Annotated in this window: 18 protein-coding genes; 5 read left to right on the forward strand and 13 right to left on the reverse strand. The window is 75.7% G+C overall.

The features are described from left to right. Positions 1-198: 198 nt before the first annotated feature. Genes K1Y72_RS30830 through K1Y72_RS30845 form a run of 4 tightly spaced genes read right to left on the reverse strand, consistent with a single transcriptional unit; the run spans position 199 to position 4,138 of the window. Positions 199-1,383 (reverse strand): CU044_5270 family protein, encoded by a 1,185-nt coding sequence (locus K1Y72_RS30830; RefSeq protein WP_220170041.1) that lies wholly within the window; start codon positions 1,381-1,383, stop codon positions 199-201. Continuing rightward, positions 1,380-1,973: an RNA polymerase sigma factor gene (locus K1Y72_RS30835; RefSeq protein WP_220170042.1), complete on the reverse strand. Its 594-nt coding sequence runs from the start codon at positions 1,971-1,973 to the stop codon at positions 1,380-1,382. The genes K1Y72_RS30830 and K1Y72_RS30835 overlap by 4 nt, the downstream gene beginning before the upstream one ends. Positions 1,974-2,027: 54 nt before the next feature. Then, the gene (locus tag K1Y72_RS30840) at positions 2,028-3,461 is read right to left on the reverse strand and encodes an MFS transporter (protein ID WP_220170043.1); all 1,434 of its coding nucleotides are present in this window, start codon (positions 3,459-3,461) and stop codon (positions 2,028-2,030) included. Continuing rightward, positions 3,458-4,138 carry an SGNH/GDSL hydrolase family protein gene (locus K1Y72_RS30845; RefSeq protein ID WP_220170044.1) on the reverse strand — a complete coding sequence of 227 codons (681 nt, stop codon included), beginning with the start codon at positions 4,136-4,138 and terminating at the stop codon, positions 3,458-3,460. Before K1Y72_RS30845 ends, K1Y72_RS30840 begins: the two co-directional genes overlap by 4 nt. A gap of 49 nt (positions 4,139-4,187) precedes the next feature. Between K1Y72_RS30845 and K1Y72_RS30850 the strand changes: the two genes are divergently transcribed. Further along, positions 4,188-4,799 (forward strand): TetR/AcrR family transcriptional regulator, encoded by a 612-nt coding sequence (locus K1Y72_RS30850; protein ID WP_220170045.1) that lies wholly within the window; start codon positions 4,188-4,190, stop codon positions 4,797-4,799. Here K1Y72_RS30850 and K1Y72_RS30855 read toward each other — a convergent pair. From K1Y72_RS30855 to K1Y72_RS30885, 7 genes are all read right to left on the reverse strand, one after another. Beyond that, a complete protein-coding gene (locus K1Y72_RS30855) occupies positions 4,789-6,060 on the reverse strand; it encodes a GAF domain-containing protein (protein ID WP_220170046.1) in 1,272 nt (423 codons plus the stop codon). The genes K1Y72_RS30850 and K1Y72_RS30855 overlap by 11 nt on opposite strands. Positions 6,061-6,236: 176 nt before the next feature. Then, the gene (locus K1Y72_RS30860) at positions 6,237-7,436 is read right to left on the reverse strand and encodes an MFS transporter (protein ID WP_220170047.1); all 1,200 of its coding nucleotides are present in this window, start codon (positions 7,434-7,436) and stop codon (positions 6,237-6,239) included. Further along, a complete protein-coding gene (locus tag K1Y72_RS30865) occupies positions 7,433-8,098 on the reverse strand; it encodes a cyclase family protein (protein ID WP_220170048.1) in 666 nt (221 codons plus the stop codon). Before K1Y72_RS30865 ends, K1Y72_RS30860 begins: the two co-directional genes overlap by 4 nt. Before the next feature lie 8 nt (positions 8,099-8,106). Continuing rightward, positions 8,107-9,426 carry a preATP grasp domain-containing protein gene (locus tag K1Y72_RS30870; protein ID WP_220170049.1) on the reverse strand — a complete coding sequence of 440 codons (1,320 nt, stop codon included), beginning with the start codon at positions 9,424-9,426 and terminating at the stop codon, positions 8,107-8,109. A 1-nt stretch (position 9,427) separates the two neighbouring features. Next, entirely contained in the window at positions 9,428-9,811 is a 384-nt protein-coding gene (locus tag K1Y72_RS30875; protein WP_220170050.1) for a hypothetical protein, read from the reverse strand. Next, positions 9,808-10,797: a fatty acid desaturase family protein gene (locus K1Y72_RS30880; protein ID WP_220170051.1), complete on the reverse strand. Its 990-nt coding sequence runs from the start codon at positions 10,795-10,797 to the stop codon at positions 9,808-9,810. The genes K1Y72_RS30875 and K1Y72_RS30880 overlap by 4 nt, the downstream gene beginning before the upstream one ends. After that, on the reverse strand, positions 10,797-11,759 hold the full coding sequence (locus K1Y72_RS30885) for an iron-containing redox enzyme family protein (protein ID WP_220170052.1): 963 nt from the start codon (positions 11,757-11,759) through the stop codon (positions 10,797-10,799). Before K1Y72_RS30885 ends, K1Y72_RS30880 begins: the two co-directional genes overlap by 1 nt. A 198-nt stretch (positions 11,760-11,957) precedes the next feature. Between K1Y72_RS30885 and K1Y72_RS30890 the strand changes: the two genes are divergently transcribed. Both K1Y72_RS30890 and K1Y72_RS30895 read left to right on the forward strand, forming a co-directional pair. Beyond that, the gene (locus K1Y72_RS30890) at positions 11,958-12,872 is read left to right on the forward strand and encodes a LysR family transcriptional regulator (RefSeq protein WP_220170053.1); all 915 of its coding nucleotides are present in this window, start codon (positions 11,958-11,960) and stop codon (positions 12,870-12,872) included. Next, a complete protein-coding gene (locus tag K1Y72_RS30895; protein ID WP_220170054.1) occupies positions 12,869-13,468 on the forward strand; it encodes a pyridoxamine 5'-phosphate oxidase family protein in 600 nt (199 codons plus the stop codon). Before K1Y72_RS30890 ends, K1Y72_RS30895 begins: the two co-directional genes overlap by 4 nt. Positions 13,469-13,501: 33 nt before the next feature. Here K1Y72_RS30895 and K1Y72_RS30900 read toward each other — a convergent pair whose 3' ends face one another. Continuing rightward, complete coding sequence (locus tag K1Y72_RS30900; protein WP_220170055.1) at positions 13,502-14,038, reverse strand: hypothetical protein; 537 nt, start codon at positions 14,036-14,038, stop codon at positions 13,502-13,504. Positions 14,039-14,283: 245 nt separating this feature from the next. On the opposite strand from K1Y72_RS30900, the gene K1Y72_RS30905 reads away from it, so the two are divergent. Both K1Y72_RS30905 and K1Y72_RS30910 read left to right on the forward strand, forming a co-directional pair. Next, positions 14,284-15,237, forward strand: coding sequence for an AraC-like ligand-binding domain-containing protein (locus tag K1Y72_RS30905; RefSeq protein WP_220170056.1), 954 nt, complete (start codon positions 14,284-14,286; stop codon positions 15,235-15,237). Between the two features lie 97 nt (positions 15,238-15,334). Further along, the gene (locus K1Y72_RS30910) at positions 15,335-17,116 is read left to right on the forward strand and encodes a carbamoyltransferase family protein (protein WP_220170057.1); all 1,782 of its coding nucleotides are present in this window, start codon (positions 15,335-15,337) and stop codon (positions 17,114-17,116) included. On the opposite strand, the gene K1Y72_RS30915 is transcribed toward K1Y72_RS30910, so the two are convergent. After that, positions 17,103-17,897: a helix-turn-helix domain-containing protein gene (locus K1Y72_RS30915; protein WP_220170058.1), complete on the reverse strand. Its 795-nt coding sequence runs from the start codon at positions 17,895-17,897 to the stop codon at positions 17,103-17,105. The genes K1Y72_RS30910 and K1Y72_RS30915 overlap by 14 nt on opposite strands. Positions 17,898-18,058: the final 161 nt, after the last annotated feature.

The following is an 18,058-nucleotide window of genomic DNA, read 5'->3' on the forward strand; positions in this document are numbered from 1 at the left end:
CCCGCCGGCAGCTCGCGAAGGCCCCGCCCCCGGCGGGGCCTTCGGCGTTCCCGGCCCGCCCGCCCGGCGATGACCACCTGGTCGCCCTTTGTTGAGATGCGGCGTGTTGGGCACTTTGGAGATCGAAAGTGCCCAACACGCCGCAAGTCAACGGGTGGTGACCGGGTGGTCGTTGGGGTGGGGCGATGCGGCGGCCGGTTACTGCGGGGGCTGGTCGGTGTAGCCGTAGCGGAGGATCAGGGAGTACTCGCCGGAGCCGGTGCCCTGGTAGGTGGTGGCGAGCGGGGCGCCGGTCCTCGGGTCCACCGTGAGGCGGTAGGTGCCGGGGGCGACGGCCTCGGTGTTCGAGCCGGTCCGGGTCAGCGCTTGGCCGCGGCGTCCTCGCTGGTCGGTGACGGGGCCCAGCGAGCGGACGTCGGGGAGGTCCGCCAGGACGCGGTACGCGGCGGCGCGGACGGCCGGGCGGACGGGGCCGACGGGGGACGCGACGAGCGTTCCGGCGGCCGCCCAGAGCTGGGCGGAATCGCCCCGCACGGGGCCGACGAGGCCGCCCGCGCGGGTCCAGGACAGGAGCTGGCGCCGCAGGACGGCCGGGTCGCCGGACAGGCGGGCGGGGTCCAGGCCGACCGGCGGGCGGCCCAGGGTGCCGGGGGCGGACGGCAGCGGCGCGGTGGTCCGGGGACCGGGGCGGACGTCGAGCCGGCGGCAGTGCCGCCTGATCGGGACCTCTTCGGTGATGCCGTCGGGGCGCCGCCCGCTGCCTTTGTAACCGATGATCGCGCCCTCGTCGCAGCGTTCCGTGACGCGGTCCGGGCTGCCCGCGGCGCGCCAGGCCGCGGCGTCCGCCGGGGTCGCGGGACGGACGCCGAGGTCCTGGGAGGCGATCCGGCCGGCGGCGCCGGGCGCCGTGGGGTACCACAGCTCGTCGATCCGGCGGCTCAGCACCGTGTACGGGTGCTCCTTGGAGCCGACGGTGTACGCCCGCCCTTCCTGCCTGGTGAACACGTAGTAGCGGCCGGACGGCGGGGCCTTCGCGGACTCGGCGGCGGCGGCGAGGAGGACGCGCCGGGCCGATGTGTCGGCCGGGTGAGGGTCGGAGGTGAGGATGCCGATGGTCACTGCGGCCGCGGTGGTGAGAGCAGCGGCGGGCAGGACCGTCCAGAGCAGGCGGCGGGTGCGCGGGCGGCCAGCCGGGGCGAGGGCGGGGGCGGCGTCCCCGGTCAGGCGCGGGAGCCTGGCCCGGTCGGCGGCGGTGGCGGCCGGGGAGGAAGTGGGTGCGGCGTCCCCGGCCAGGCGCAGGAGCCTGGCGCGCCCCTCGGCGGTGACGGCGGGGGCGGGCGCCGGCTCGGTGAACAGGTGCTCGACCATCGTCAGCTCGTTCATCGGTTCTCCTCCGTCGTGTCGGTCCGGCCGTCCAGTGCCTGCCGGAGCCGCCTGCGGGCCCGGTTGAGGCGGGAGCCCACGGTGCCGCCGGGGATGCCGAGGGCGCGGGCGATGTCGTCGTAGCCGAGCCCGCCGAAGATCGACAGGAAGACCACGTCGCGGTCACCGGGGGCGAGGTCCCGGAGCGCCCGCACCAGGTCCGGGCGGAGTGCCTCGGCCGCGACGCGCGCGGTGACCCGGTCCTCGGGGCCGTCCGCGGCGTGCTCGGCGCCGATCCGGCCGAGCGCCCGGAGGCGGCGCCGCTCGGTGCGCCGGTGCTGGGACACCAGGTTGGTGGCGATCCCGTACAGCCAGGGGCGGAGGGCGCCGCCGCGCGCGGCGTCGAAGTCCGCCCTGCGGCGGAAGGCGATCAGGAACGTCTCGGCGGCGAGGTCGTCGGCGGTCTCGCCGCCGAGCCGCGCGGCGAGGTAGCGGTGGATGTCGCCGAAGTAGCGGTCGTAGAGCAGGGCGAACCGCTCGGGCTCGTGCAGGGACGCGGTGACGAGTTCGGCGTCGTCCGTCGCGCCGCCTGCCTCCGGGGGTGCCTTCATCGACGTCCTTTCGGGTCGCGGTCACCCTGTTGTTGGCCGCCGCCATGGTCCTCTTCACGGGGTGCGGGCGGCCTCGTCGATACCGGTGCGGTCCGCTGGGCCGGGACGGGCGGGCGGTTCGCGGAGGAGGACGACCAGGACGGTCGCGGCGGTGGTGATGGCGGCGGTGGTCAGGGAGGCCAGGGCCAGGGCACGGCCTGCGGTGGCGGGGGTGAAGGCGGTGAAGAAGACCGCGCCGATGACGGCCACGCCGAGCGCGCCGCCGATCTGCTGGGCGGTGGAGAGCGCCCCGGAGGCCGCCCCGGTGTCGTCGGGGGTGACCCGGGCGAGGACGGCGTTGAGGGACGGCGGGATGACGAGGCCGCCGCCCGCGCTCTGCAGGATCAGCGTCGGGATGACGACGGCGGGGGTGAAGGGGGCGCCGCCGAGGAGCAGGACGGCGGTGGCGGCGTAGCCGAGGGCCATGACGGTCGCGCCGGTGATGAGGACGCGGTGCCCGTGGGCGGGGACCAGCCGGCCCGCCAGCAGGCTGAACAGGAAGAAGGCCACGGCCGACGGGGTGTAGACGAGGCCCGCGCCGAGTGGGGACAGGCCGCGGCCGTCCTGGAGGGAGACCGCCAGGACCAGGTAGTAGGAGGTGACGACGGTGTAGAGGAGGAGGATCAGGGCCAGGCCGAGGGAGAACGAACGGGTGCGGAACAGGGCGATCCGGACGAGGGGGTCGCCGCCGCGGGCGGCGGTGCGGCGTTCGAGGGCGACGAAGGCGGCCAGGCAGGGGAGGCTCCCGGCCAGGCAGGCCCAGGCCCAGCCGGGCCAGCCGGCCTGGCGGCCCTGGATGAGCGGGACGGCCAGCAGGGCCAGGGCGGCGGTCAGCAGGACGACGCCGGGGACGTCGAGGCGGCGCGCGTGCGGGGCGGTGGACTCCGGCAGCAGGCGGGCGGCGAGGGCCAGGGTGGCCAGCCCGATCGGCAGGTTGACCCAGAAGACCGAGCGCCAGCCGGCGCCGAGCGGGTCGGCGCCGATGAGCAGGCCGCCGGCGAGCTGCCCCGAGGTGGCGGCGAGGCCCATCACCGTGCCGTACAGGCCGAAGGCGCGGTGCCGGTCGCGGTCGGGGACGAGGACGGTCAGGAACGCGAAGACCTGCGGGACGATCAGGGCCGCGCCGAGGCCCTGGACGAGCCGCGCCGCGATGAGCGCGGCGGCGCCGCCCGCGACGGCGCAGGCGAGGGACGCGGCGGTGAAGACGGCCGTGCCGGTGAGGAAGACGCGGCGGCGGCCGTGGAGGTCGCCGAGCCGGCCGCCGGTGATGAGCAGCACCGCGTAGGTGAGCTGGTAGCCGGCGAGGATCCATTGCAGGGCGCCGTCGCCGATGTGCAGGTCCGCTTTGATCGAGGGGCCGGCGACGATGACGACGAACGCGTCCAGGATCGCCATGAACGCGCCGGCGAGGACGACGGCGACGGTCCGCCAGGGGGTCGGGGACGTCATCGCGGGGCGCCGTTCGCGAGAGGGGCGAGGGCCTTGGCGATCTCGGTGGCCAGGACGGCCTGGCCGGGGGCGGCGAAGTGGATCCCGTCGGCGCTGACCAGGTCCGGGCGGTCGTTGACGGGGTGGTCCCACATGTCGACGAGGACGGCGCCGTGCCGGACGGCGAGGTCGCGGACGATGGCGTTGGCGCGGCGCACGCGGTCGGTCCAGTCGGGGAAGCGCGGCACGGCGAACGCCCGCCCGAAGGTGAACGCCGTCAGCTGCGCGCCGGTCGCGGCGGCGCGGCCGTACAGCTCGTCCAGGGCGGCGGCGAGGGCGGTGTAGTCGGGGGCGGGGCGGAACAGGTCGTTCGCGCCGGAGGGGACGTGGACGAGGTCCGGGGCGAACTCGGCGAGGCGGTCGAGCTGCGTGCGCAGAGTGCGGGAGGTGGTCGCGCCGACCTCGGCGAGGTTCAGGTAGGCGAGGTCGGGGTGGACGCGGCGGAGGACGTCCGCGACGCGGTCGGGCCAGCCGAGGTGGCCGTAGCCGGGGCGGGCGTCGCCGGTGCCGGCGGACAGGCTGTCCCCGACGGTGGCGAAGCGCCGCCAGGGGGCGTTCGCGAGCAGGGCGGCGGCCCGGTCGGGGGGCAGGCAGCGGGGGTCGTCGGCTTCGGAGCGGGGGAAGGTTGCGGCGGCCATGAGGTGAACGTACGATCGTTCGTACTTATTTGGCAAGCGGGAGGCGGGCATGGACGGCGACCAGCGGCTGGCGCGGGGGAACCGCAGCCGGCGGACGATCGCGCGGCACGCGGTGGACGTCGCGTCGGCCGAGGGGCTGGACGGGCTGTCGCTCGGCAGGCTGGCCGCCGACCTCGGCGTGAGCAAGAGCGGCGTCGCGACGCTGTTCCGCAGCAAGGAGCAGTTGCAGCTCGCCACCATCGACGCCGCCCGGGAGGCGTTCGTCGAGGCGGTCGTGCGGCCCGCGCGGAGCGCGCCGCCCGGGGTGAAGCGGCTGCGCGCCCTCGGTGAGCGGTGGATCGCCTATGCCGAGGCGCCGCTGTTCCCGGGCGGCTGCTTCTGGGCGGCGAACCTGCCGGTCTTCGACAGCCGTCCCGGGCCGGTGCGCGACGCCCTGCGGGACCGGCGGCGGGCCTGGCTGGACCTGCTCGCCGAGCAGGTGCGGCACGCGGCGGCCGGCACGGACGCCGACGTGGACGCCGACGTGGACGCCGACGTCGTCGCGTTCCAGATCGACGCGGTGTTCACCGCCGGGAACCTCGCGCTCCGCCTGGGCGAGCCGGACGCCGTCGCCACCGTGCGGCGGGCGTTCGGCGACCTGGTGGCGCGGGTCAGCGGTTGAGGTAGGCGGCCAGGCCGCCGAGCTCCTCGCTGGCGATGAACACCGACCGCACGTTCACCAGGGCCTCCTCGACGTGGACGCCGCAGCCCCACGCCGAGTCGCCCCACGAGTCGGCGACCTTGATCTCGGCCGGTTCGGCGCAGCCGGCGGCGCCGCCGAGCTGGCAGCGCTCGGGGTGCGCGACGGCGGCCTGCGCGGCCGCGGCGGCGCGCACCCGGGCGGCCAGCTCCGCGGAGGCGGTGGCGCGCTCCTCGGCCTCGGCGCGGAGCCGCTGCTCGGCGCGGACCGCCTTGGCCAGCTCCTCGACGGCCGCCGCCGCGTCCGCCTCGGCGGCGAGCTTGGCCTGCTCGATGTGGTGGCGCTCGATCGCCAGCGCGGCGGTCTCGGTGAAGACGCGGGCGAGGGCGAGGTCGGCGTCCTGCGGCGCGCGCGGGACGGGGTGGTACATGGCGAAGGTGCCGAGCAGCGTCCCGTCGCGGGCCAGGATGGGCGTGGACCAGCAGGCGGCCAGCCCGGCCGGTTCGGCGAGGTGGCGGAAGTCGGCCCACAGGGGGTCGTCGGCGATGTCGGTGACGATCACCGGTTCGCGGCGGTGGGCGGCGGTGCCGCAGGACCCGACGCCGTCGCCGGTGGCGATCCCGTCGATGGCCTCGTTGTAGAAGGCGGGCAGGCTGGGCGCGGCGCCGTGGCGCAGGTGGCGGCCGTCGGGGTCGGCGAGCAGCACCGAGACGAGCACCTGCTGCGGTGCCAGCTCCTCGATGCAGCGGGCCATGCCGTCGAGGACGTCGGCCAGCGGCGCCTGGCGGACGATCTGCTCCAGCAGGGCCCGGTGCTCGGCCATCAGCCGCTGGGCGTGCTTGACCTGGGTGGTCTCCACGCCGATCACCCGGATGCCGGTGACGTCGCCCGCGGCGTCGCGGCGCGGCTCGTAGGTGAAGTCGAAGAACACCTCCCGCTCCTGCGCGCCGGTGCCGAGCACGACGCGGGCGTCGCGGCCGGTGTAGGGCTCGCCGGTGCGGTACACCCCGTCCAGCAGGTCCAGGAAGCCCTGGCCGGCGAGCTCGGGCGCCAGCTCGGCGAGCGGGACGCCGGTGCGGGCGCGGTCCTCGCCGATGGCGGCGAAGAACGCCGGGTTGGCCGTCTCGACCACGTGCCGCGGCCCGGAGAGGGCGGCGTACACGGCGATGGACTCCCCGAACAGCGTCCGCAGGTCCTCCGCCGGCCCCGTGGCGGCCGGTTCCGGATCTGCCGTCGGCGTCATGTCCTGGTGCCCTTCGTCTCGCGAGCGCCGGGCTCGGCCGGCGGGTGAAGCTGGCATGGTACGCGGAAACCCCGGCGGGCGGGCGGAGGGCCGCCTTCACGACCGCCCGGTCACCATCCGTTGAGTTGCGGCGTGTTGGGCACTTTCGCGCGCCGAAGTGGCCAACACGCCGCAAGTCAACGAGTGGTGACCGGGTGGTCGGCGGGGGCGAGGCGTTCGGCGGCGGCGCCGGCGGCGGCCGTGCCGAGGGTGAGCAGGCAGGAGAGGAGGACCAGGGCGGTGGCCCGGCCGGGCGTCAGGAAGACCGCGATGACGGTGGCGCTGCTCCCGTAGCCGAGGCAGCTCGCGGCGTACATCACCGAGTTGCCCGCCGAGTGGTGGCGGGCGGGCAGGGCGTGGTGGAGGGAGAGGTTGCGGGCGGTGACGAGGCCGGCCTGGGCGGCGCCGGCCGCGACCAGGGGGACGGCCACGAGCGGCAGGCCGGTGCGGGCGCCCGCGGCGGCCAGGGCCACGAGGGCGGTCATGGCCGCCAGGAGGGCGAGGCTCTGCGCGCGGTGCGAGCCCGGCCAGGAGCGGAGGCCGTAGACGAGGCCGCCGGCGATCGACGCCACGGCGAAGGCGCTGAGGAGGACGCCCGTCCAGGCGATGTCCAGGTGGTGCTGCTCCAGGAGCGGAGACAGGGCCACCTCGATGGTCGCCGAGAGGTACATGGCGGCGGCGCTGGTCAGGTAGATCGGCCAGGCGGCGAGGAGCGGGCGGGCCGGGCCGCGCGGGTCGGGGGCTGCCGGGGCGGGGACGGCGCGGATGCCGGGGATCGCGGGCAGCAGGGGAAGGGCGAGGAGGGCGCCGCCGGCGGCGAGGAGCGGCGGGAGGCGGCCGTCGACGCCGAGGGCCAGGCCGGTGACGAGCGCCGGGGCCGCGGCGAAGGTCAGGTCGGTGAGGCTCGACTCCCAGGCGAGGCCCGTCCGGACCTCGCCGGCCGGGAGCGCGCGGGTCAGCAGGGTGCGCAGGCCGCCGATGAGGCCGGAGATCGCGCCGCCCGCCAGGGCCGCCAGCGCCACCAGGGCGGGCGCCGGCAGGGCGCGGACGCCCGCCGCGACGGCGATCAGGGCCGCCGCCGTCACGGCCAGCGCCGCCCGGGTCTCGGCCAGCATCGGGCGGCGGTCCAGGCGGGCGCCGAGGACGGGCGCGGCGACGCATTCGGCGGCCACGCAGCCGGCCGCCATCCAGGCGCCGGTGCGGTAGTCGCCGAGCCGGGTCTTCGACAGCAGCACGAACATGATCGGCGCCGCGGCGGCGGGGAAGCGGGTGAGGAGGCGGACGGCGCTCCAGCGCGCCAGGCCGGGCCTGCGCAGCAGCGCGGCGTAGCGCCTCATATCGGCCGCTGCCGGGCGTAGGCGCGGACGGGGAAGGTGGCGAGGCCGCTCACCTTCACCGGCACCGCGGTGAAGGTGAACGGGCCGTCGTGCAGCTCGTCCAGGCCGCAGAGGTGCTCGACGATGGGGATGCCGGCGGCCAGCAGCGCCGAGTGGGCGGGGCGCCGCCCGGCGCTGCGCGGCGAGGTGTCGTCGATGTTGACCGAGTCGATGCCGACGAGGCCCGCGCCGCGCTCGGCGAGGAGCGCGGCGGCGCCGGCGGTGAGGTGGGGGTGCCCGGCGTCGCCGTACCGCGCCGTCCGCCAGTGCCGGCACCAGCCGGTGTCGACGAGGACGGCGCGGCCCCGGACGGGGAGGCCGTCGAACGCCTCCGCGCAGATCGCCCGCGCGCCGGTGCGGACCAGCAGGCCGGGGCGCTCGACGACGGCCTCCAGGGGCAGCGCGCCGAGGTCGAAGCCGTCGCGGTAGCGGTGCGCCGGGGTGTCGAGGTAGGTGCCGGTGTTGCCGACCATGGTGATCCGGCCGATGCGGAACTCGGTGCCCGGGCAGTAGGTGCGGTGCGAGTCCTCCCAGCCGAGGTAGTCGTCGATGACGGGCGCGGGCAGCCCCGGGTAGGCGGCGAAGCCGGCGCCGATCTCGTGGCTCAGGTCGATGATGCGCATCGCGGCGGTCAGCTCCTGGCGGCCGGGGCGAAGAGTCCGCGGACCTCCGCCTCCTCGTGCCGGACCGCGTCGATGCCGGCGGCGACCACGCAGTAGCCGACGGTGCCGTCGAGCCGGGTGAAGTCGCAGGTCAGCAGCGTCCCGGTCCGGGTGGACGGGTCGAAGGCGCGGCCGGTGGCGGCGAGCCGCCGGGCCGCTGCGGCGAACGAGGGCACCGCCCAGCCGCCCCGGTCGAGCAGGGTGCGGCCGGGCCCGGCGGCGCGGGCGATGACGTCGTGCAGGTGCGTCGCGCCGCTGAGGCGGCTGTTGGTCTCGTTCAGCAGGACGTCGCCGCCGGGGGTGACCAGCCCGTCGACGCTCATCGTGCCGCGGTAGCCGATGGCGCGGTAGGCCTCGCAGAGCCGCCGGGTGAGGCGCAGCAGCTCGGCGCGGGCGTCCGGCGCCAGGTCCGGGACGGGGACGACGACGCCGTCGAGGACCGGCGCCATGAGCAGCTCCCCCTCCCCGGTGTGCTCGACGCCCGCGCCCGTCACCAGGTACTCGGCGTACACGGGGCGGACGCCGGGCAGGTAGCGCTCGACGACGAGCCGCCCGCGCCCGCCGTCGGTCAGCCAGGGCCAGCGCTCCTCCAGGTGGGCGCGGACGGCGGCGGCGTCGAGGACGGTGACGCGCTCCGCGCCGAGCGGCGCCACCCCGGCGTGCGGGCTGACGATCTCGTTGCCCTCGCCGGCGCTCTGCAGCTCCCGCTTGAGGATCACCGGGTGGCCGGCGGCGAAGTGGCGCGCGACGGCGGCCGCGGCCGCCGCCGGCCCGGCGGCGGTCTCGCCGGGCGCGACGGGGATGCCGATCCCGGCGGCGACGGCGCGGAACAGCGCCTTGCTGTTGGCGGCCGCCGCGCCGCCCTGGGCGAGGAAGGCGTGGCCCGGGACGGCGTGCGCGGCGCCGAGCGCGCCCGCGAGCGCCACCACCGCCGCGTCCGGGTAGTACGCCTGGACGCGGTCCGGGGCGCGGCCGTCCAGGGCGGCGCGCAGCTCGGCGTGCAGGCGCTCGTCGGCGAGGCGGTCGGCGGTGAGGACGGGCGCGCCGGCGCGCCCGGCGGGCGGCACGACGATCCGCAGGGACGCGGCGCGCACGCCGGTCGTCCGCGTGACGTGCTCGACGAACGCCTCGCCGGGCGCGGCGGGCAGGACGACGACGTCGCCGTCGCGGGCGAACCAGAGGGCGCGCTCCGCCGCGCAGCCGGCGAGCACGAGCTGGTCGCGGGTGAGGAGGCCCGGGTCGCCGGACATCTCCTCGGTCTTGACGTTGCCGATGTGCAGGGTGGCCATCTCAGGTCGCCTCCGGTCCGGTTGCGAGCAGGCCGGCGAAGCGCCGCCTGCTGTCGGCGATGTGGTCGGCGAGCGCGGCGGCGGTGGACGCGGCGTCCGGCGCGGCGGGCCGGACCCGCCACGCCCGCCACCACGCCCGCCCGTCCGCGGGGCCGGTGCGGAAGACCGCCTCGATCTCGGGCTCGGGCCGGTCCAGGCGGATGGTGAACTCGGCGTCGGCGGTGACGAGCCGGATGAGGTCGCCGGCGAACGAGCCGCTGATCAGGCCGGGCACCTCGCCCGACGTCAGCAGCGGCGCGAACCGGACGGCGCGGCCCCGCACGGCGATCCCGGCCCCGCCCCGCGGCCCGGCGGGGCCGCGGAGCGAGCACGGCCGGGCGGTCACGGCCGCCGCCCCGGCGTCCCGGCGGACGCGCGCGCCCGGCTGCCCGCGGTGGCCGCGCGCGCCACCCGCCAGTAGAAGGTCGGGTAGCCGCGCTCGACGTACTTGGCCGAGGCGCGCACCTCGGGGTGGCGCTCGCGCAGCCGGTTGATCGCGACGGTCATCGCGGCGTGGTGCTCGACGTGCAGGTTGTTGCCGTTGGTGAACCAGGTGCTGAACCGGCTGCCGGTGATCGACCGGGTGTTGCGCAGCACGTCGGTGGTGGCGGTGTCGCAGAGCACGTGCTCGGGCAGCTCCAGCAGGAAGTGCATCGGGACGGCCACCGCGAGCGGCAGCAGCCACAGCCGGAGGACCGCCTCCCCCTGCCCGAGGGCGGCGAGGACGACGGCGGCGGCGAGGACCGCGCCGATCAGCCGGTACTCGGCGATCACCTCGCGGCGGCGCCGGTCGGAGATCTGCCCGAGGTCGTAGCTCCAGGTGCCGCGGGTGCTGCGCACGACGTCCCGCACGACCGTCAGCAGGCGCCGGTAGTCGAACGCCCCGCGCAGCAGCCGCCGCCAGGTGAGGGGCTCGGCGGCGTCGAACCCGAAGAACTCCGAGTCCCGCTCGGTGCCCAGGTAGCGGTGGTGCTGGAGGTGCCGCACCCGGTAGTGGCTGTAGGACACCAGCAGCGGCAGCCCGAGCGGGACGCCGACCAGCCGGTGCGGCCGGGCGCCGGTGAACGCCGAGTGGTGCAGGCACTGGTGCTGGAGCTCGACCATGTGCGTGTAGACGGCGGCGAGCAGGACGACGCCCGCCACCGCGCCCGCGGTGCCGCCGAGGAACTCCAGGGCGGCGCCGGCGGCGAGCAGCGCGAGGGCCGCGGCGAGCTTGGCGATGAAGACGGCCCGGTCGCGGCGGCGGACGCGGACCCGCTGGAAGATGCCGGTGGCGCGCGTCGTGGCGCGCGTCCCGGCATGAGTCCCGGCGGGCGTCCCGGTGGCGTCCATCACCGCACGCCCCGCATGAGCTCCCAGATGCGCCGGTAGTAGGCGTCGGCGATCCGGACGCGGGTGACGACGCCGAGGCTGATCTCGCGGAGCAGCTCGGGCGAGCGGGCGACGAGCGGCAGGAAGACGCCCTCGGTCCACTCGGCGCCGTGGTCGGCGTCCACGTGCACGTGGATCCGCTGGTAGGCGATGACGTCCTCGGGGACGCCGAGCCGCGCGCAGCCGTCCACCATCGCCTGGAAGCGCGGCGAGGCGCTCTGCTCCAGCACGCCCATCGCGCCGAGCGCGCGCGGGTTGAGGTGGCGGTGGACGCCGTAGGCCAGCAGCAGGGAGGCGTTGGCGTACACCTCGGGCAGGTGCAGGCGGCCCCGGTCGACGCCGGCGCCGTCGAGGTGCGCCCGCATGTAGACGGCCGAGTGCTCGAACATGCGGGTGTGCATGCGGTCGAGGACGCCCTCGCCCATCTCGTCCCAGTAGTTCTCGGCGATCGTCAGCTTGGTGCGGCCCTCGGCGCCGATCTGCACGAGCGCCATCAGGTCGTCGAAGCGGCTGTCCACCAGCTCCTCGGCCATGAAGAACAGCGCGATCTCGGCGAGCGTGGCCTCCTCGGCGAGGTAGGCGTTGAACTCGGGCTGGACGTGGTCGGCGGCGGTGCGCAGGAACCAGGGATGGAACTCCGCGGCGGTCCGCGGCAGCTCCGCCCGGCCGGCGATCTCCTCCTCCGCGCCGAGCCAGGCGCGCTCGATCGCGCCGATCTCGGGGTCGGTGTTCAGCCGCGGGATGGCGGCGAAGTCGGCCGGACCCGCCAGGTAGGCGACGTAGTGGGCGTGCAGCCGGCGCAGCAGCCGCAGGCGGGCCTCCTCGTCGGGTGCGGTTCCGGCGGGGCCGGGGAAGGCCAGCGCGAGGTCGCGCTCGAAGCCGGTCCCGGTCGTGCGCGCGCTCTCGGTGAGTGCGGCGTTCATGGGCGTGTCCCTTTCACGTGATCGGAGCGGCGGGAGTACCGCTCGTCCTCGCGGGGTTGCCACGAGTCTTCGGCGCGGCTCGGGACGGGCGCCACGACCGTTAAGGAGAGCCGCACGGTCGGCGGTTCTGGCCACCCTCGGCCGCCGCTCGCGGGCGGCGGATTGAACTGGCGGCCCGCACGGGGGCGTCTTCCTGTTGTGAACACCAGACAGCTGCGAACGCTCCTCGCCGTCCGGGAGCACGGGTCCGTGCACGCCGCGGCGGCCGCGCTCTTCCTGTCGCCGTCGGCGGTGTCCCAGCAACTGCGGTCGCTGGCGACCGCGTGCGGCTTCTCCGTCGTCGAGCGGGACGGGCGGGGCATCCGGCTCACCGCGCGGGGGCTGGAGATGGCCGCGCTCGGGGACGAGCTCATCCGCCGGTGGGACAGCACCGTGGACTCGCTGCGGCGGACGGCGGCCGAGCCGGTCGAGCGGCCGGCCCGCGCCGTCCGGCTGGGCGCGCTCCCGTCGGCCTACCGGACCTGGCTGTTCCCGGTGGTGCACCGGCTGCGGACCCGGGGCCGGCTGGCCTTCGAGCTCTTCGAGACGGCGCCGCACGAGGCGTACGAGGAGGTCGAGGCGGGGCGGCTGGACCTCGCGGTGGTGGTCCGCCCGCCCGGCCCGCGCGCCACCTCGCTCACCAGCCATCCCCTGTACCGCGACCCGTTCGTGCTGGTCGTCCCGCGCGCCCTCGGCGGGACGGCGCCGTCGCTGCGCGGCCTCGCGGACGCCGGGTGGGTGCTGCCGGGCCGGGAGACCCACTGCCACGAGGTGATCGTGCGGCACTGCGCGCGGCTCGGGTTCCGGCCGCGGGCCGCCGCGCGCAGCAACGACTGGCAGGCCATGCAGGAGATGGCGCTGCTGCTCGGCGCGGTCGCGGTCGTCCCGGCGTCCTGCCTGGCGCCGAGGGACGGCCTGGCCGCGGTGGAGCTGTCGCCGGCCGAGCGCTTCGAGTGGCGGATCGAGCTGACCACGCGGGCGTCGGCGACGGCGATGCCGTGGTTCACCGCGTTCGACCGCGAGGTGTCCCGCCTGTCCTTCGAGGACCGGCTGTCGGCGAGGAGCGCGGCATGACCGGCCCGTTCTACCACCGGGGGTCCCGCGACCTGCAGGCCCGCCTCGGCACCGAGCGCCTCGCCGCGCGCCTCGCCGACCGGTACGTCGAGGACGGGCTGTCGGACGGCGACGTCGCCCTGGTCACCGCCGCCGACTGCTTCTTCCTCGCGACGGCCGACCACCTCGGCCGGCCCGACTGCTCGTACAAGGGCGGCCTGCCCGGCTTCGTCCGCGTCCGGGACCGCCGCACGCTGGAGTTCCCCAGCTACGACGGCAACGGCATGTTCCGCAGCCTCGGCAACGTCCTGGTGAACCCGGCGGTCGGGCTGCTGTTCATCGACCGCGGGCGGCCGATCAAGCTGCGGATCAACGGCACCGCCGCGGTCTCGACGGACCCGCGCGACACCGCGCGCTTCGACGGCGCGGACGCCGTGGTCACCGTCGCGGTCCGCGAGGTCTTCGAGAACTGCCCGCGCTACCTGCACGACCCCGTGACGGGCGAGCCCTCCAAGCACTGCCCGCGCCCGGACTACACGCCGCCGGACCCGGCGTGGAAGGGCAAGCCCGAGTACGACGGCATCGTCCGCCGCACCGGCGTGCCCGAAAGCCCCTGAGGGGGCCGCCGGGCCGCCGGGCGCCCGGGGCCGTCAGATCCAGGCGAACCAGAGGGTCTCGATGGACTTGGCCTCGCCGGTCGTGCCGATCATGGCGATGTAGCTCTGGGTGGGGACGTTCCAGACGTCGCTGACCGACTTGCCGGGGAGCCAGCCGGTGTTGCGGACGTAGGCGTTGCCGTCGATCCAGTCCCCGTTGGCCCCCCTGCCGTAGAACCTGATCGCCTCGATCGGCGTGGTGGAGGGGTCGCCGATCTGCTGGACCTGGCCGGGCTTGGCGCAGACGTCCCGCCCGTCCCAGCCGTAGTCGGAGCGGTGCGCCCCCATGCAGACCTGGCCCACGGAGGTCTTGAACTGGACCGCCATGATGGGCAGCGCCTTGCCCATGGTGCCGGCCCAGGCGCCGTTGCACTCCCAGCCGGCCCAGCCCTTGGTCGCGACCTGCACCCGGTAGCAGAGGTCGCCGGAGGAGGCGTGGGCCGGGACGGTCGGGGCCAGGACGGCCGTGCCCGCCAGGGCGAGCGCGGCGAGCGCGCGGCCGGGGCGCAGCCGTCGGAAGGTCGTCGTCATGGTGGTTCCTCTTCGCCGGCGCGATATTTCATCGCCGACATGTCAGTGGTGAAATACGAAGCCCGGAGCGCTCGGGCGAGAGGGAGCCTAGGCAGGCGGGGGCGGGCGGAGTGTGCGCGGCGTGCGGAGGCGCCGTGCACACCGTGCAGGAGAACGATCTTGTACCTTCGTCACTGATACGGGGGAACGTGCTGGAAAGGGTGCCGATGGGGTGGCATGGGGGGTCCGCGGCCGACGTTTCGGCGGTGGACAGGTTCGACTGGTTCACCGAGGTGGTGTCGCGGTCGCTGATGCCGTCGGCGTTCAGCCCGCTGGGCGACGGCGGCTTCCACGCCGAGGGGGCCTCGCTGGACCTCGGGGCCGTGCAGGTGTCGCGGTTCGTGTACTCGCCGCTGCGGTCGCGGCGCACGGCGCGGCTGATCCGCCAGGGTGACCCCGAGCAGTACCAGCTCGGCCTGGTGACGGCGGGGACGGCGTGGTTCGCGCAGGACGGCGGGGAGGCCGCGCTGCGGCCCCGCGACATGGCGCTGTGGGACACCTCGCGCCCCTACGAGTCGGGGTCGGGGATGGACGGGCGCGACGTCGAGGTCCTGGTCCTGCAGATCCCCAAGGCGCGGATGCCGCTGCCCGCCCGGCACGTCGACGGGCTGCTCGCGCGGCGGCTGCCCGGCGGCGCCGGGCTGGAGGCGATCCTGGCGGGCTTCCTGGTCTCGCTCGCGGGCGACGGTCCCGCCGTCGGGGCGGGCGGGCTGGGCGCGCTCGGGGACATGGCCGTGGAGCTCGCCGCCGCCTGCCTGGCGCAGCGGGCCGGCGGCGACGGCGGGCCGGCGTCCCCGGAGGTCCGGGCGCACCTGCTGCTGGCGCGGATCGACGCGTTCATCGACCGCCGGCTGGGCGATCCCGATCTGACGCCCCGGCTCGTCGCCGACCACCACCACGTCTCGCTGCGGACCCTGTACGCCCTGTTCGAGGAGCGGCAGGAGGGCGTCGCGGCGACGATCCGGCGGCGGCGGCTGGAGCGCTGCCGCGCCGACCTGGCGTCCCCGGCGCTGCGGCACCGGTCCGTGCAGGACGTCGCCGCCCGCTGGGGGTTCGCCAGCGCGACCGCGTTCAGCCGCGCGTTCCGCGCCGCCTACGGCGTCGCGCCGAGCGAGCACCGCCGCCGCGCGCTGCGCCTCGACGGAGGGTGGACGGGGTAGGCCGGACGGCTCACCGGGATCGGCGCGGGGTGGACGCCGGGGGCGGGGCGGGTCGGTTTGAGTGGCAGTGCCCGCCCACCGGGACGTAGAGGAGCGCATGGTGATCGTTCTCGGGTTCAACGGCTTCAGCAGGGGCGCCGGGCTGTTCGCCCGGCACTACAGGGCCACCGGGATCGATCGGCACATGCTCTTCGGGCACGACTCGGGGGCCGCGCTCGTGGTGGACGGGCGGCTCGCCGCCGCCGTCGAGCAGGAGCGCCTCAACCGGGAGAAGAAGACCTCGGCGTTCCCGCTGGACGCGATCCGGTGGGTGCTGGACGAGGCCGGGCTGGCGCTCGGCGACGTGGACGCGTTCGCGTTCTCCTGGCGCTTCTCCGACGAGGTGCTGAACGCGATGATCGCCGAGATCGCGGACGGGGACGGCACCGCCGACCAGAAGTTCGGGCGGCTGAAGCGGCTCACCTCGATCTACGAGGGGATGTTCAGCCGGGCGGCGGTGCTCGGCGACTTCGAGGAGCACACCGGGTTCCGGATCGAGCCGGAGCGGCTGCGCACGGTGCCGCACCACATCGCGCACCTGATGTGCGGGTACGGCATCTCGGGCGGCGGCGACACCGCGTTCCTCATCAGCGACGGGCGCGCGGAATGGCTGTCGGCCATCATGGGCGAGATCCGCGGCGGTCAAGTCCGCGTCTTCGACGACGCGAGCATCGATTCGCGGCATTCGCTCGCGATGCTTTTCGGAGTGATCACCCGGTATCTGGGATTCACGCCGAACAATGACGAGTACAAGGTCATGGGGCTGGGCGGGTACGCCGAGCCGGCCGGGACGCCGCCCGGCAACCCGTTCCTGGAGCACGTCCTGGAGCTGCGAGAGGGCGGGACGTACCGGATCCCCTACCACCCGCGCGCCGTCCGGGCCTACTACGAGCTGTTCGACCGGATCTTCGGGACGGGGCCGGAGGGCCGCGAGGACTTCGCGCTCCGGGTCCGGGTGGCGCGCGCCGCCCAGGAGATGGTCGAAGTCGCCACCGCGCACCAGGTGGCCGCGCTGCGCGCGCGCAGCGACCTGCCCCGGCTGGTGTTCGAAGGCGGCCTCGCGCTGAACTGCGTGAACAACACCAAGCTGCTGGAGGAGTCGGGGTACGACGAGGTCGAGGTGAGTTACGGCGCCAGCGACCCGGGGGTGGCGATCGGGGCGGCGTTCTCCGTGGCGCACGAGGCGGGCGACGCGCTCGTCCCGCCGGTCTCGCCCTACCTCGGCCCCGAGTACGGCGACGCGGCGATCGAGGCGGCGCTCGAACGGTACGCCGGGCGCGTCCGCAGCCGCGTGCTGGACGACGTGGCCGCCGAGACGGCCGCGCTGCTGGAGGAGAAGGTCGTCGTCGGCTGGTACCAGGGGCGGACGGAGTACGGCCCGCGCGCGCTCGGCAACCGCAGCATCCTCGCCAACCCGCGGTTCGCCGACATTAAGGACATCATCAACACGCGCATCAAGCACCGCGAGCCGTTCCGGCCGTTCGCGCCGATCGTGCTGGAGGACATCGCGCCGGACGTCTTCGTCATGGGCAAGAAGCGGACGTCCCCGTACATGACGTTCGTGTTCCCGGTGCAGCCCGCCCACGTGGACGCGATCCCCGGCGCCGCGCACGTCGACGGGACCTCGCGCATCCAGACGGTGACGCGCGAGGGCAACCCGCTGATGGCCGAGCTGCTCGCGGCGTTCACCGCGCGGACCGGCGTCCCGTGCCTGATCAACACCTCGTTCAACGTGGCGGGCGAGCCGATCGTGAACGCGCCCGAGGAGGCCATCGCCTGCTTCCTGAACACCGAGATGGACTACCTGGTGCTCGGCCGCCGCCTGGTCACCAAGGCGTGACTCCCGGCAGGTGGGCGAGGCGCAGCTCGCCGCCGGTCCCGGCGGCGAGCGCGGTGAGGGACGCGGTGCGGTCGGGCGGCGGGGTGCTGAGGACGAGGGTGACCGGTCCCGGCGCGTCCAGGACGAGGCGGGCGCAGAAGCCCGCAGCGGCGGGCGCGGGCGCCTCCCCCTCGACGAGCAGGAACCGCGTCGCGCCCTTGCCGGGCGCGGCGCTCAGCAGGCCGAGCCGGGCCTGGCCGTCCGGCGCGGTCGTCTCGGCGGACGCCGCGAGGAAGTAGAGCGTCCCGCCCTCCGCGCGGACGGTCGCGCGCAGCACGGGCAGCCGCTCGGCGCGCCAGCGGGCGACGGCGGGCGGCAGGCCGGCGGCGCCGAGGGGGCGCGCGGCGGTGAGGCCCGCGCGGTCCAGCAGGCGGGTGAGCGTCACCGGGGAGATCCGGACGCCGAGGTCGCGCTCCAGCAGCGCGCAGAGCGCGGGCCGCGTCCACAGCTCGCCGTCCGGAAGGCCGGCGTCCCGCGGACCCCGGCCCGCGAGGCCCGCCAGCACCTCGCGGACGCCGTCCCAGGTCAGCTTGGGCGGGCGGCCCGGGACGGGGCGCGCGCGCAGCGCGTCGGGGCCGCCCTCGCGGTAGGCGGCGAGCCATCCGTACACGGTGGAGCGACGCAGTCCGAGCCGTTCGGCCACGTCGGCGGGCCGCACCCCCTCCTCCACCCAGCGCACCGCGCGGAAGCGCAGCTCCTCCAGGGTCCGGTGGCCCAGCCTGCGGCCGTCGTCCTCGCGCACGCGCACACGTGATCAAAGTCCAGTTACTTTTGAACGCGATAAAGGGGCCTAAAAAGCGCCCGAAAAGGGGGTGACGCACCCCGAGAGCCATGACACCATTTGACAAATAGGACTTTTCGGCCGGTTGCGGAGGAGTACTTAATGATCATCTGGAACCGGCG

Origin of the sequence: Actinomadura parmotrematis (assembly GCF_019458805.1) — a bacterium.
Taxonomy (GTDB): domain Bacteria; phylum Actinomycetota; class Actinomycetes; order Streptosporangiales; family Streptosporangiaceae; genus Spirillospora; species Spirillospora parmotrematis.

Bases quoted from the DNA above. Each gene is read 5' to 3' on its own strand.
- K1Y72_RS30830 (WP_220170041.1), bottom strand. From the start codon at position 1,383: ATGAACGAGCTGACGATGGTCGAGCACCTGTTCACCGAGCCGGCGCCC.
- K1Y72_RS30835 (WP_220170042.1), bottom strand. From the start codon at position 1,973: ATGAAGGCACCCCCGGAGGCAGGCGGCGCGACGGACGACGCCGAACTC.
- K1Y72_RS30840 (WP_220170043.1), bottom strand. From the start codon at position 3,461: ATGACGTCCCCGACCCCCTGGCGGACCGTCGCCGTCGTCCTCGCCGGC.
- K1Y72_RS30845 (WP_220170044.1), bottom strand. From the start codon at position 4,138: ATGGCCGCCGCAACCTTCCCCCGCTCCGAAGCCGACGACCCCCGCTGC.
- K1Y72_RS30850 (WP_220170045.1), top strand. From the start codon at position 4,188: ATGGACGGCGACCAGCGGCTGGCGCGGGGGAACCGCAGCCGGCGGACG.
- K1Y72_RS30855 (WP_220170046.1), bottom strand. From the start codon at position 6,060: ATGACGCCGACGGCAGATCCGGAACCGGCCGCCACGGGGCCGGCGGAG.
- K1Y72_RS30860 (WP_220170047.1), bottom strand. From the start codon at position 7,436: ATGAGGCGCTACGCCGCGCTGCTGCGCAGGCCCGGCCTGGCGCGCTGG.
- K1Y72_RS30865 (WP_220170048.1), bottom strand. From the start codon at position 8,098: ATGCGCATCATCGACCTGAGCCACGAGATCGGCGCCGGCTTCGCCGCC.
- K1Y72_RS30870 (WP_220170049.1), bottom strand. From the start codon at position 9,426: ATGGCCACCCTGCACATCGGCAACGTCAAGACCGAGGAGATGTCCGGC.
- K1Y72_RS30880 (WP_220170051.1), bottom strand. From the start codon at position 10,797: ATGGACGCCACCGGGACGCCCGCCGGGACTCATGCCGGGACGCGCGCC.
- K1Y72_RS30885 (WP_220170052.1), bottom strand. From the start codon at position 11,759: ATGAACGCCGCACTCACCGAGAGCGCGCGCACGACCGGGACCGGCTTC.
- K1Y72_RS30895 (WP_220170054.1), top strand. From the start codon at position 12,869: ATGACCGGCCCGTTCTACCACCGGGGGTCCCGCGACCTGCAGGCCCGC.
- K1Y72_RS30900 (WP_220170055.1), bottom strand. From the start codon at position 14,038: ATGACGACGACCTTCCGACGGCTGCGCCCCGGCCGCGCGCTCGCCGCG.
- K1Y72_RS30910 (WP_220170057.1), top strand. From the start codon at position 15,335: ATGGTGATCGTTCTCGGGTTCAACGGCTTCAGCAGGGGCGCCGGGCTG.